This window comes from Streptomyces decoyicus, from assembly GCF_019880305.1.
In the GTDB taxonomy this organism is placed as follows: Bacteria; Actinomycetota; Actinomycetes; order Streptomycetales; family Streptomycetaceae; genus Streptomyces; species Streptomyces decoyicus.
The window spans coordinates 1,327,860-1,340,321 of sequence record NZ_CP082301.1; the positions used below are offsets into that span (position 1 = coordinate 1,327,860).

The window sequence follows — 12,462 nt, forward strand, 5'->3', positions numbered from 1 at the left end:
AGCCCGGAGAGGAGTGCGCACACCCCTCACCCGCCCCCCTAGGAAGCAATCGCATGAGCTTTATCAGCGAAGGAATGTGCGCCACCGTGCGTCAGTGAATAGTCTTCTTTCTCAAGTCAGCACTTCATGAACGAAGTTGACAGTCAGCTTGCGAAACTCATGCATCCCCACGTACAGGAGATTCCGGTGATTGCCCCTCAAGGTCGCATCGGGCTTTCGCCTGGGCACGAGAAGGCACCACAGCACGGACCGGATCGCCTTGCGCACGGTGAGGTACTGCTTCCCCCACCCGAGAAGACTGTGGCGGGACGGCCGTGAGACGCCAGCCGGCATTCGACCGGCATCCGGCGCGGGACGACTCCCGGCTGCGCGCAGTGGTGGAGGACGCCGCGATGGGCAGATGGGAAGGCGCGCGCGAACTGCTGGCCGCGACCGGCGCCGACTGGGACCGCCGTATCTTCCGTCTCCAGGTGCTCGCCCGCGCCGGGGCACGGCTCACCTTCGCCGACACCTGGGCGCAGGCCGAACCCCGTTCCCCGCACGCCCTGGCCCTCCTCGCCACCGTCCAGGCCCTCCGCTCGATGGCCCTCCCACGGGGGCAGGGCAGCGGCTCGGAGATGGAAGAGGCGTGGCAGAGCTGCCATGCCGCCGGCGATGTCCTGCCGGCCGATCCGACGCCGTACGTCGTCATGCTCGCCCTGCTGCGCTACCACTCCCCCGACCGCGACCGGCAGTGGCGGGAGACGATGCAGAGCGTGTGGCAGGAGGTCGAGGAACGTGACCCGTGGAACAGGGAGGCGCACCACGAGCTCCTCACCTACATGTTCCCCGACTGGCACGGCGTGGCGGGCGAGATGTTCCACTGGGCGCAGGAACGGTGCGCCCATGTCCCCCGTGGGATGCCGCTGCACGTCCTGCCGCTGGTCGCGCTCGCCGAGTCGCACCGCACGCGGATGAAGAAGGAGGGGCACCGCTACGGCCTGACGGTCCATCCGTGGACGGACAACCCGTCGACCCAGCAGGCGTGGGTGAACTGGTGGACGTACCGGGCTCCTTCCATGCCGCACGCCGCCTTCCACGACGACGCCAACTACCTGGCCCACGCGATGTCCTTCGCCAATCAGCACCGGGCGGCGGCCGAGGTGTTCGACGCCATCGGCCCGTACGCCACGGATGTGCCGTGGAGCTACTGCGGAGACGCTCAGCAGCTCTTCACCCGCCATCGGAAGTGGGCGGTCAAGGGGTCCGCACCGTAGCGCCGCCCCGACGCCGAGCAGACCGATGTTGTGCCGCAATGCACCGCGCCACCACTAGGAGAGGCCCCAGCCATGCCATTGGACATGCCAAGCGTCACGCAGACCGAGGAGGAACGCCTCGCCGAACTCGGCATCACCCAGACGTTGGACCGCTCGATGTCCGGGCGGCAGAACTTCGCCGTCTCGTTCACCATCATCAGCATCCTGTCCGGCTGCCTGACCATGTACGGGTTCGGCATGAACACCGGCGGGCCGGCCCTGATCATGTGGGGCTGGGTCCTCGTCGGCCTGATGACCCTCTTCGTCGGCCTGGCCATGGCCGAGGTCTGCTCCTCCTATCCGACCTCCGCCGGCCTCTATTTCTGGGCGCACAAACTCGCCCCGCAGAAGTCCGCTCCGGCCTGGGCCTGGTTCACCGGCTGGTTCAACACGCTCGGCCAGGTGGCCGTCACCGCGGGCATCGACTTCGGCGCCGCGTCGTTCCTCAATGCCTACCTGAACCTTCAGTTCAGCTACGCCGCCACTCCCGCCCACACCATCACGCTCTTCGGTGTGATCCTTCTGCTGCACGCCGTGGTGAACACCTTCCGCGTGCGCGTCGTCGGCTTCTTCAACACCATCTCGGTGTGGTGGCATCTGATCGGCGTCGTGGTGATCGTCGGCGCCCTGCTGATCATTCCCGACAAGCACCAGTCCCCTGGATTCGTCTTCACCGAGTTCGTCAACAACACCGGCTGGGGCTCGGCGGTCTACGTCGCGCTCATCGGTCTCCTGATGGCGCAGTACACCTTCACCGGCTATGACGCCTCCGCCCACATGACGGAGGAGACGAAGAATGCCTCGGTCGAGGGGCCGAAGGGGATCGTCCGCTCGATCGTCGTGTCCTGGGCGGCCGGATTCGTGCTGCTCTTCGGCCTGACCTTCGCGATCCAGTCCTACACCGGGGCCCTGGATTCGGACACCGGTGTGCCGCCGGCGCAGATCTTCCTGGACGCACTGGGCGCGAGCACCGGCAAGCTGATGCTGCTCGTCATCATCGGCGCCCAGCTGTTCTGCGGTATGGCTTCGGTGACCGCGAACTCCCGCATGATCTACGCCTTCTCCCGCGACGGGGCGCTGCCGTTCTCCTCCGTCTGGCACAAGCTCCACCCGGGGACCCGCACCCCGACCAACGCCGTGTGGCTCGCCGCCGGCGGTGCCTTCCTCCTCGGTCTGCCGTACCTGTTCAACACGACCGCGTACGCCGCTGTCACGTCCATCGCGACGATCGGCCTCTACATCGCGTACGTGGTGCCCACCCTGCTGCGGCTGCGCCAGGGGGAGGACTTCCGGCGCGGTCCCTGGCACCTGGGGCGCTGGTCCAGGCCCGTGGGTCTGATCGCGGTCAGCTGGGTCGTGATCATCACTGTGCTGTTCATGCTGCCCCAGCTGAACCCGGTGACCATCGAAACGTTCAACTACGCGCCCATCACCGTGGGTGTGGTGCTGGTCTTCGCCGGCACCTGGTGGCTCGTCTCCGCCCGCAAGTGGTTCCTCGACCCGCGCCACCCGCGGAACAACCCGTCGCAGACGCCGGTACCGGAACGGGCCTCCACTCCGTAGCGCCTGGCCCGACCCCGCCGGCCGACGGCCCGCCGCCCCGTCCCAGGGCACTCCCCCTGGACCGGGCGGCGGGCCGTACCCATGAAGGACCTTCTGCCGTCATCGAGGTGGCGGCCCTGCCGACCGTCCCTCTCAGCCGCGCCACGACAAAACGCACCGGGGGCGCTCACCCCAACCCCGGCCGGGAGAGCAGGTCGAGCCCCCTCACTCGCCCCAGATCTTGCGGTAAGCCTGCCGGTAGCCCTCGGAGTCCCAGGACAGTGCGCCGCCGCTGTTGGCCGCGGTGGCGATGTGGACGGGGGCGACATACCCGCTGTCCGGGGCGCCGGTGAAAGCGCGGTTGAACTCGTCGATGATCTGCCAGCCCTGTTCGGAGAGGGGCTCGGGCACGGTGGCGGTCTGGAACTCCTTGCCGTTGACGCGCTGGAAGGCCGACGGGTCGCCGTCACCGGCACCGATGTTGAAGGGGGCGCCGGCGCCGTCCTTGCCCGCGGCGCGCAGGGCGGGCGCGGCATGCTGGAAGTACAGGTCGTTGATGGCGGCGGAATAGGTCCACTTGCGGCCGAAACGGGACAGCAGCGAGCGGACTTCTTTGATGGAGCGGCTGTTGACCTGGGGAATGGGCATGTGGGTGTAGCTCAGCAGCTTGGTGCCGGAGCAGGTGGCGAGTTCCTTCTTGATCAGGTCGGACTTGCGCTTCGCGAAGGGTACGGAGGCGTCGGTGAACAGGACGACGCCCGCGCGGCCGTGGGAGCGGGCGATGATCCAGTCGGCGCTGATCTTCGCGACGTCCTCGACCCGGGAGGTGATGTTGCTGAAGAGCTGCGGATCCTTACTGGGACCGGGAGCCGCCGTGGCGTGCCAGCCGATCAGCGGGATTCCCGCCGCATGGGCCTTTTTGACCTCCTCGGGGGCTGCCCCGGGATCAAAACCACTGATGACGATGCCATCCGGCTTGAGGCGGATGGCCTGCTGGAAGGCGGCCCGGAGACCGGCGGGCGTGCCCTGCCCGTTGAGGGTGCGGGAGTGCCACCCGACGATCTTGGCGGCCTCCTGGACCCCTTGGGCGACCCCGGCGACGCCAGGGTTGGTCAGGGTCTGGGCGATGTAGACGACGCTCTTGCCGTGGACGGCCTCGGGCCCGGTAGTGGGGCCTCTCCAGGGGGCGTTGACCGCTTCAGCCTTCTTGACGGCTTGTTCGGCCCTGGAGAAGGCAGCAGGGCATCCGGGCTTGTCGGAGTTCCTGTGGGACGCGGTGGTGCCGACGCCGGGTTCGCAACCGGTGGCGGCCAAGACCAGGAGCGCAGCGGCTGTCACGACCGCCTTGCGGGTGGGGTGCACGGGTCTCCTCGCAGGGCAGGATGAGGATACGGGTTGGGGTGGGGGGAGACAGGTTACGGGTGTCGATGTCCCGGGCGGCAGCCACCTTCGACAGGCACGGCCACGCCGCCGGCACCGGGCCCGGTGAGAATCAATTCGGCCGCCGCACTGCTCCCCTCCGGACAGTGGCACATCGCCCACGCGGCCCGCACGGCCCACCACAAGGGATTAACGGGCCAAACATGACAAAGAGTTGAATACCTTTTGGCCATTGGTCGTCATGTGTTGCCTGTGCGTGCACAAGCGGTAATGTTCACGGCCGGTCGGGCATGTGGCGCAAACTTTTCGCTCTCATTTGTGGGCGGACTTCGCGAGCATCACATTCCCCCCGTCGTCGGCGGTCGGCAACAACACCACCTCGGTCACCGCTCAGGAGAAGTCGTAAGGAGGCCTGGGTGTCTGTGGACGCAGTGGACCCGCCACACGAACCGGACCCGTCCAGGCGTCCACCGTCGAAGCCGCGGTTCCGTGAGCAGGCGGGCGCCCTCCTGGACCGATGGCCGTTCCGGCGCAAGCTCAACGTTCTGGTGATCGCGCCCGTCGCCGTCGTCGGCGTGCTGCTGGCCATCGGCGTCAACACCCAGGTGGAGAAGGCCCGGGACGCCGGCCGGAGCGCGGAGCTGGTGCGCGACAGTGAGCAGGTCACGAGGCTGATCAACGACGTACAGGCCGAACACCGGCAGGCGCTCCTGCTGTCCGTGGAGCAGGAGTCGGCCCGGCCCGGCGCCGCCCTGCCGCCCACCACCGCCTACCGCCGGACCCAGCGGGACACCGATGAGCAGGTCACCGCCGTGCGTTCCGCGTTCGGGGCGGGGCTGCCGGAGGACGAGGCGCGGGCCCTCCAGTTCATCCGGGGCCTCACCGTGCTGCGCGACAAGGTCGAACGGGGCTCGGTTCCGGCCGCGAGCATCGATCCCGCGTACGCTGCCGCCGTCGGCTACCTGATCGACGGCATCGGCCTGGACCGCTTCGCCGGCACCACGTCGTCCTCGGTCACCCGTCTGCTCGACACGGTGCTGCGCGCCGACGCCGCCCACGCGGCCTACGAGAGCGGGGTGTTCTCCGCCCAGACCCGGGATGCCAACGCGCTCACCGAGTACACCCGTGCGGTCGGCGCCCACAAGCTCTACGAGGAACAGGCCGCCCGTTTCGGCAGGATCGCCGACCCGGAACAGGTCCTGCGCCTCGGCGGGATCGCCCGGGAGGCCGAGGAGAACGGCATCGAGGCCCGGTTCGCGGAGCTCCAGATCGATCCGGGCTCCCTCCAGGGCCAGACCCCGCAGCAGCTGCGCAAGGCGATCGCCGCCGGAACCCGGCAGGCCGAGGCCCGCCTCGACATCACCAGGTCGCTGATCGAGCAGATCGCCACCCGGGCCGACGGTCTCTCCCGGAGCGCCCTGCACAACGCGCTGGCGATGCTCGGCGTCGCCCTGCTCGGCTTCGCCTGCTGGCTGGCCTTCTCCGTCCTGGCCCGGCGCTCGGTCCTTCGTCCCCTGGCGGCCCTGACCGGCGCCGCCCAGCAGGTGGTCGACGTGGCCGGCGGGGAACTCGCCAAGATCGAGGACGACGAGTCGACGGAGCGCACTCCGCTGCGGCCGCGGCCGATCCCCGTCCCGGTCCACGACGAGATCGGCGACCTGGCCGAGGCGTTCAACCAGGTACAGGTCACCGCCGCGGCGCTGCTGGAGCGGCAGGTGGTCAGCCGCCGCAACGTCGCCGAGATGTTCGGCAACGTCGGACGCCGGGTCAGCAACCTCACCTCACGCCAGCTCATGCTGATCGACGCCGTGGAGCGCGAGGAGACCGACCCCGACGTCCTGGAGCGGATGTACCGCATCGACCACATCGCCGTACGCCTCCAGCGCAACGCCGACAGCCTGCTGCTGCTCGCCGGCATTCGCGACCCCGAAGTGCACGCCCGGCCGACCACCCTGGTCAACGTCATTCGGGCAGGGCTCGGCCAGATCGAGGGATACCAGCGGGTCTCCCTGCGGTCCGAGACAGAGGTCACCGTCGCGCCCGACATCGTCGACGATGTGACGCTGATGCTCGCCGAACTGCTGGAGAACGCGGTCTCGTTCTCCCCGTCCGCCACACCCGTCGAGGTGGTCGTCCGTCCCGGCACCGACATCACCGCGGACGGTGGCGCCCTGATCGAGGTCATCGACCATGGCCTCGGCATGAGCGCGGAACGCCTCGACGAGGAGAACGCCAGGCTGGTCCGCCGGGAACGGCTCGACCTCGTACCGACCAAGGTCCTCGGCCTGTTCGTGGTCGGCAACCTCGCCCGGCGCTCGGGCATACGGGTCACCCTGAGCCGTACGCCGGGCGGCGGGGTCACCGGCACCGTCTGGCTGCCCTCCACGCTGCTGCTGGCCGTGCATCCCGCCGCCACAGCGGTCCCCGCCTCTGCCCCGGCCCGGGGCGCGGACGTGGACACGGACGTGAAGAGGGACGTGGATGCGTACGTGGGCCCGGACGTGGCCGAGACCGAGGCTGAGGCCGCGTCCACAACCGAATCCGGGTCCGGGACGGAGCCCAAGTCCGAGTCCGAGACAGAGTCCGCACCAGAGCAACCGGCGACGCCCGAGCAGGAGCCCCGCGCTCCCGAGCCCGGGGCCACGCCCGCCTCCGCCGCTCCCCTGCCGGTGCGGGCCCCCGCCGCCACGCTCCCACGGCGGCCGGCGGCCGCGTCTCCGCAAGGCGAGCTCCCCCGGCGCCTCCCGCAGCGCACGGACGCGGACCGGGCAGCTCCCGTGCCCGAGCCGCGCCCGGCACAGTCCGGCCGGCCGCTGCGACGGCGGGTACGGGGTGCGACGCTCGACATGACCACCCCAACGGCCGACCGTGGGGTCCAGTCCGTGCGCCGGCCTGCCGACGCCGACGCGGTCCGTACGGAGCTCGACGAATTCGAGGCCGCCGTACGCAGGGCAGAGCAAGAAAGTGCCGCTGCCCCGAGGGACCCAGCGCCCTCACCACACCAGCACCCCCGGAAGGAGTCGGGCAGTGACGACGCCGACAGGTAAGAGCAGTTCCGAGCGGGAGGAGCCCACCGATCTGACAGCCGCCGCGGCCGACTTCACCTGGCTGCTCGACCGGTTCGCCACCCAGACCGCCGGTGTCGTCGACGCCATCGCGGTGTCCTCCGACGGCCTGCTGATCGCGGTCTCCCAACTGCGCGAGCAGGCCGACTCCGAGCGGCTCGCGGCGATCGTGTCGGGCATCACGAGCCTGGCCGCCGGTGCGTCCGGCAACTACGGACTCGGCGGTCTCAACAAGGTCATCATCGATCTGGAGGGCGGCCATGTGCTGGTGTCCTCCATCGGCTGCGGCGCCGTCCTCGGCGTGGTGACCTCGAAGGAGGCGAAGCTCGGCAACATCGCCTACGAGATGACCCTCTTCGCCAACCGGGCCGGGAGCGCGCTCACCCCCCAACTGGTGCTGGAGCTGAAGAAGAGCGCAGGCGCCGCACCGGCGCGCTGACCCGTCCCACACTGCGGAGTCGGTCCCACACCGCGGAGGCAGGGCAGGCGCTGAGAAGAGGAGCAAGATGGCCGCCGGTGAACCAGGACCGGACGAGGGCGGGGGTCCCCCCTGCTCATGGGCGTCCCCCCGCTCGAGCGAAGCCGAGAGTGGGGGAGGAGCCGAGAGCTTGGGGGAGGGCAGCGCCCCGGATCCGACGGAACCCGTCGGCCGCGCTCCCGCGATCCGGCCTTTCCTGCTGACCGCCGGCCGGGTGGCGGGGGGCGGCGCCGGCCCCCCGCTCCCGGTCGAGGCCCAGGTCGTGGCGACCTCGTCCGGGCTCTCCGCCCTGGGCTCGCTCGCCTTCGAACAACACGACATCGTCGCCGCCTGCCGACGGCCGCAGTCGGTGGCGGAACTGGCTGCCCGGCTGCGCCTGCACCTCAACGTCGTCCGGGTGCTGGCGGAGGACCTGTGCACCGCCGGACATCTGGCGGTGCACGTCCCGGACGCCGGCACAGCCCAGGACATCTCCGTACTGCGAAGGGTTATCGATGGCCTCCGTACCGTCCCCGACTCACGGGAGGCACTCCGTGACAGCGGTTGAACAGCCGCCGGTACCGGTCAAGTTGGTCATCGCCGGCGGCTTCGGCGTCGGCAAGACCACGGCCGTAGGGGCGATCTCCGAGATCCGGCCACTGACCACGGAAGCCGCCATCACCGAGGTCGCGGCAGGCGTGGACGATCTCTCGCACACCCCCGCCAAGACCACCACCACGGTCGCCATGGACTTCGGCTGCCTCACCATCGACCCGACGCTGAAGCTCTATCTGTTCGGGACGCCGGGGCAGGACCGGTTCGGGTTCATGTGGGACGACGTGGTCGAGGGCGCTCTCGGCGGCCTGGTGATCGTGGACACCCGCCGCCTGGACGACTGCTACGCCGCGGTGGACTACTTCGAGCACAAGGACATCCCGTTCGCCGTCGCCGTCAACGCGTTCGACGGTGCGGTCCACCACAACCTCGACGAGGTGCGGTGGGCGCTGGACGTCTCCGCACACGTACCGCTGATCGTCTTCGACGCACGCCACACGGGCTCGGTCCGGGACGCCCTGCTGGTCGTCCTCGAAGTCGCCCTGTCCCGCGCGGAAAGCTCCGCACGGAGCTGACTCCCCGGCCCCCTTCCGGTACCTGCACTTCCCCTGGCGAGGTCCACGCCGTACCGCCGTACGGCCGTGGGCGGCGGGAGGGTATCCGATGACGGCTGCCCGCTCCCCCCTTTTGAGCATCATCGCTGAATCGATTCGTTTGCCCAGTGCAAACGTTAGCGTGACCCGTGCCCCAGCAGTCTCGGGTGCCGCAGTGTCCGCGCAGCGTCACGCACTCCAGGAGGCATGATGAAATCTCACGCACGGAATTCCCAGGCACCATCCAGTCGTGGCCGGCTGATAGCTGCTGTGGTCGCTCTTGTCGCGGTCGTCGCCACCGTGTCCGTGTGGCTCTCGCAGAGAAACAGCTCGGCCGGCGAGGCGGTCTCCGCCCATCTCCCGTCAGCGGAGGCCGGACCGGCAGCACCGCAGACGTCCAACACGGGCGCAGTCACCGCGTTGGACAAGACCTTCCTCACCAAGGTCCGGCAGGCCGGACTGTGGGAGATGCCGGCGGGCCGGCTCGCCCAGACACACGCATCGAACGAAGCGATCAAACGGGCCGGCATGCATCTGCTCGACGGACACAGCAAACTCGATCAACTGGTCCGTGAGGACTCCGAGGCGCTGAACGTCCCCATCCCCGATGAGGCAACCGCCGAACAGCAGGGCTGGGTGAACCAGTTGAAGAAGGCCCGGGGCCGCGCCTTCGACCAGCTTTTCGTGGACCTGCTCCGTGCGTCCCACGGCAAGGTGTTCATCACCATCGGCGAAGTCCGCGCCTCCACCAAGAACACCCTGGTCAGGCGACTGGCAACGCAAACCAACAACACCGTCCAGGACCACATGGACGTCCTGGAGGACACCGGCCTCGTCACGGACGCCACCCTCGACGACGTCGCCTCCGCCATTCCCGAATAACGGTCCGCCCCACCTGCTCGACGAGGCATCCATCTCGGCGACGAACGGCTCAAGGACACAGTCGGCAGGGCCCGCTGCGTCCGCCCCCTCACATTTCCCCCTCCCCGCGCTCTTTGCTCTGCGCAAAGCTTGTCAAGCGTGCGCCCGACCGAGGTAGAAATGAGCATGATCGAGCGCGAGGGGAGAGCGTCGGACATGGGCGATGTCGATGCGGTGACCCGGGCGGTGCTGACGGCCTCCCGAGTGCTGGTCAGCGTGTCCGCACGCTCACTGGCCGCAGCCGAGGACAAGGCCACGCTGCCCCAGTTCCGCCTGCTGGTCGTACTGTCCGTGCACGGCGCCACCAACCTGTCCGCGCTGGCCGAACTCCTCGGGGTCAACCCCTCCACCGCGATGCGCATGATCGACCGGCTGATCGGCGCCGGCTTCGCGAACCGGCAGGCCAACCCGGGCAACCGGCGCGAAACCCTGATCCAGCTGACGGAGGACGGACGCCGCATCGTCGAAGAGGTCACGGCCCGTCGCCGGAAGGAGGTCGCGGCGATCGTCGCCCGCATGGACCCCGCACAGGGCGCGGCGCTGGTGGATGCCCTCACCGCATTCACCGAGGCGGCCGGCGAACCGGCCGTACCGTCGACCGGTCACCATGCGTACCCATTGGGCTGGACCGAACCACCAGCCCTCTGACCAGCGGGAATTCGGAGCGGCGTGCCGCTGTCTGCCCCTCCCCATGATGCCCCTGGTGGGCTCGTTCACGGCGAACGAGCCCAAGCCGAGCCTGCCGGAGTGGAGCGTCAGCGCGCCGCGAGGTTCGCGAGCAACTCGGCGGCGGGCTTCGGGTGGACGAGCCAGCGCAGGTGGCTCCCTTCGAGGGTCCGCACCTCAAAGGGGTTGTCGGGTGTGAGCGCGTCGGCTTCGCGGATCATCCGGTCCTGCATGGCGAGCGGAATGCTGGCATCGTCGGCCAGGCGTACATAGCTCTTGGGAATCCGCCCCCAGGTCGCGGCCTGGGCCCGGTCGGCAGACGTACCGACATCGAGGTTCTCGTCGGGCTGGAAGGTGTTCAGGAACGTACGGAACTCATCATCGGTGAGGTCGGCGGCGAAGGCTTGCCGGAACGCGGCGAGCACCGCCGGGTCAGCGGTCCGGAAGTTGGTCCGGAGCACGCCGAGTTCGGCCGGGTTCCCGGCGACCGCCGGAGCGAAGGCACCCGGGTCGACGTCCGCCATCTCCGGCTCGGCGTAATAGTCGCCGACGTCCAGGTCGACCGGGCACCAGGCGGAGACGTAAGCGAGCCGGTCGACCAGCTCGGGCCGGGTGTTGCCGACCGCGGTGATCGTGCTGCCACCCCTGCTGTGGGCGACGAGGATGACCGGCCCGTTCCGCTTCGCCCGTTCGAGGACTTCGATCACATGGGCAACATTGTCGGCGAGCGTGACTCCCTTGATGCTCCCCGGTTCCGCGGCGAGCGCGTGGAGATCCTGAGGCGCCTGGTATGCCGCGGGGAAGGACGCCGCGAACCCGTGGCCCGGAAGGTCGACCGCAACCGAGCGGTGCCCGAGGAGGGCGAGCTCGGCCTGGAGCGGCGCAAACGAGAACGAATTCGCGAAGGCCCCGTGAACAAGAACAAATGTCGGCAGATTCTGCATACCTCAGCCTCCACCAGAACGATCTCAGGAGCAAGATCAAGTCCTCTGGGGCCCGTCTTCAACAGCACCTGCGCACAGCCCTGCTGGAAGAATCCGTGTCCCTCGCCCCGGCCCGGGCCGGCCACACCGCCGCCCTGACCACATGATCGCGGACAGCGCATACGGCTCTCACGGCTTCCGCCACCACTCCCTGCGGCGACGCGACACGGCCACCCGATACGAGAGGACCGCCACCTCCTACGAAGCAGCGGTCACACTCGCCGCACTCCTGCTCCGGGCAAGATCCGTTTGAAGACGGACTCCAGGGGGCTGCCGCCGTCGGGCCTGCGACGGCGGCAGTCCTCCCCGCGGGTTTCAGCCCTCGCGGGGGGAGAAACCGCCGTCGGCGTCCCCGCGGGCCGTGCAGTCCGTGTCGCGGTAACGGTCGACGAAGGTGCCGGTGAGGCCGGTGAACGCGTCGTACGCATGGTCCAGGGGCAGGTCCTTGCTCACCCTGAACCGCAGCTGCACGTGGACGGACTCACGGGGCTTCAACGTCTTCGGGCCGGGGATGGTGCCGCCGGCGTTTCCGCCGGCCTGGCGCAGCGTCTTCCAGGCGCGCTGCGAGGCGTCCCAGTACTGCAGATCGCCGTACGGGCTCAGGTCGCGTTCGCCCTCGTTGTAGACATAACTGCCCAGCTTGCCGCTGAGTTCGAACGACTTCAGCTCCTTCGCCGAGACGTTGGTGAGCGTGGCGGTGTAGGTCGTCCAGTGAGTGCCCAGAGTGATCGACTTGGGTATGCCGAACGAGCGGCCCACTAAGTAGTTGTGGTACTGCCCGGTGTCGAGGTCGGAGCACTTCGGGATGTCCGCGGCAGCGGCCGCCTGGGAGGCGGGCGCGGCGGCCACCGCCACGGGGAGCAGGGCGGCCGTCGCGGCCAAGACCGACAGGGCGCGGCGCAGTTTCATGAAGATCTCTTTCCCGGTTCTTCGGACCCTTGGAGCCTTTGTTTCCCGTGTCATCGAGTTCTCAGGCCGTGGATCCTTGGGTTATCAGGTTCTTGG

The 12,462-nt window shown here is 69.0% G+C and carries 11 protein-coding genes; 8 read left to right on the forward strand and 3 right to left on the reverse strand.

The features are described from left to right. The first annotated feature begins 314 nt into the window (after positions 1-314). The gene (locus K7C20_RS05790) at positions 315-1,256 is read left to right on the forward strand and encodes a hypothetical protein (protein WP_245171909.1); all 942 of its coding nucleotides are present in this window, start codon (positions 315-317) and stop codon (positions 1,254-1,256) included. Between the two features lie 84 nt (positions 1,257-1,340). Beyond that, complete coding sequence (locus tag K7C20_RS05795; RefSeq protein ID WP_048829364.1) at positions 1,341-2,858, forward strand: amino acid permease; 1,518 nt, start codon at positions 1,341-1,343, stop codon at positions 2,856-2,858. A 204-nt stretch (positions 2,859-3,062) separates the two neighbouring features. On the opposite strand, the gene K7C20_RS05800 is transcribed toward K7C20_RS05795, so the two are convergent. Continuing rightward, positions 3,063-4,199, reverse strand: a complete 1,137-nt coding sequence (locus K7C20_RS05800) for a substrate-binding domain-containing protein (RefSeq protein ID WP_030080740.1) — start codon at positions 4,197-4,199, stop codon at positions 3,063-3,065. 434 nt (positions 4,200-4,633) lie between these two features. On the opposite strand from K7C20_RS05800, the gene K7C20_RS05805 reads away from it, so the two are divergent. The 6 genes from K7C20_RS05805 (at position 4,634) to K7C20_RS05830 (ending at position 10,456) form a co-directional block, all read left to right on the forward strand. Then, complete coding sequence (locus tag K7C20_RS05805; protein ID WP_167352557.1) at positions 4,634-7,264, forward strand: ATP-binding protein; 2,631 nt, start codon at positions 4,634-4,636, stop codon at positions 7,262-7,264. Continuing rightward, entirely contained in the window at positions 7,245-7,721 is a 477-nt protein-coding gene (locus tag K7C20_RS05810) for a roadblock/LC7 domain-containing protein (RefSeq protein WP_053210521.1), read from the forward strand. The genes K7C20_RS05805 and K7C20_RS05810 overlap by 20 nt, the downstream gene beginning before the upstream one ends. Positions 7,722-7,890: 169 nt before the next feature. Next, positions 7,891-8,307 carry a DUF742 domain-containing protein gene (locus K7C20_RS05815; protein ID WP_030080823.1) on the forward strand — a complete coding sequence of 139 codons (417 nt, stop codon included), beginning with the start codon at positions 7,891-7,893 and terminating at the stop codon, positions 8,305-8,307. Beyond that, positions 8,255-8,869, forward strand: coding sequence for a GTP-binding protein (locus K7C20_RS05820; RefSeq protein ID WP_030080746.1), 615 nt, complete (start codon positions 8,255-8,257; stop codon positions 8,867-8,869). The genes K7C20_RS05815 and K7C20_RS05820 overlap by 53 nt, the downstream gene beginning before the upstream one ends. Positions 8,870-9,157: 288 nt before the next feature. Further along, entirely contained in the window at positions 9,158-9,769 is a 612-nt protein-coding gene (locus K7C20_RS05825) for a DUF4142 domain-containing protein (protein ID WP_245171906.1), read from the forward strand. Between the two features lie 165 nt (positions 9,770-9,934). Beyond that, on the forward strand, positions 9,935-10,456 hold the full coding sequence (locus tag K7C20_RS05830) for a MarR family transcriptional regulator (RefSeq protein ID WP_048829378.1): 522 nt from the start codon (positions 9,935-9,937) through the stop codon (positions 10,454-10,456). A 107-nt stretch (positions 10,457-10,563) separates the two neighbouring features. Here the strand turns inward: K7C20_RS05830 and K7C20_RS05835 are convergent, their stop codons facing one another. Together K7C20_RS05835 and K7C20_RS05840 are read right to left on the reverse strand one after the other, a co-directional pair. Then, a complete protein-coding gene (locus K7C20_RS05835; protein ID WP_053210520.1) occupies positions 10,564-11,418 on the reverse strand; it encodes an alpha/beta fold hydrolase in 855 nt (284 codons plus the stop codon). A gap of 354 nt (positions 11,419-11,772) precedes the next feature. Beyond that, positions 11,773-12,366 (reverse strand): hypothetical protein, encoded by a 594-nt coding sequence (locus K7C20_RS05840; RefSeq protein ID WP_053210519.1) that lies wholly within the window; start codon positions 12,364-12,366, stop codon positions 11,773-11,775. Positions 12,367-12,462 lie beyond the last annotated feature (96 nt).

Bases quoted from the DNA above. Each gene is read 5' to 3' on its own strand.
- K7C20_RS05795 (WP_048829364.1), top strand. From the start codon at position 1,341: ATGCCAAGCGTCACGCAGACCGAGGAGGAACGCCTCGCCGAACTCGGC.
- K7C20_RS05820 (WP_030080746.1), top strand. From the start codon at position 8,255: ATGGCCTCCGTACCGTCCCCGACTCACGGGAGGCACTCCGTGACAGCG.
- K7C20_RS05830 (WP_048829378.1), top strand. From the start codon at position 9,935: ATGATCGAGCGCGAGGGGAGAGCGTCGGACATGGGCGATGTCGATGCG.
- K7C20_RS05835 (WP_053210520.1), bottom strand. From the start codon at position 11,418: ATGCAGAATCTGCCGACATTTGTTCTTGTTCACGGGGCCTTCGCGAAT.
- K7C20_RS05840 (WP_053210519.1), bottom strand. From the start codon at position 12,366: ATGAAACTGCGCCGCGCCCTGTCGGTCTTGGCCGCGACGGCCGCCCTG.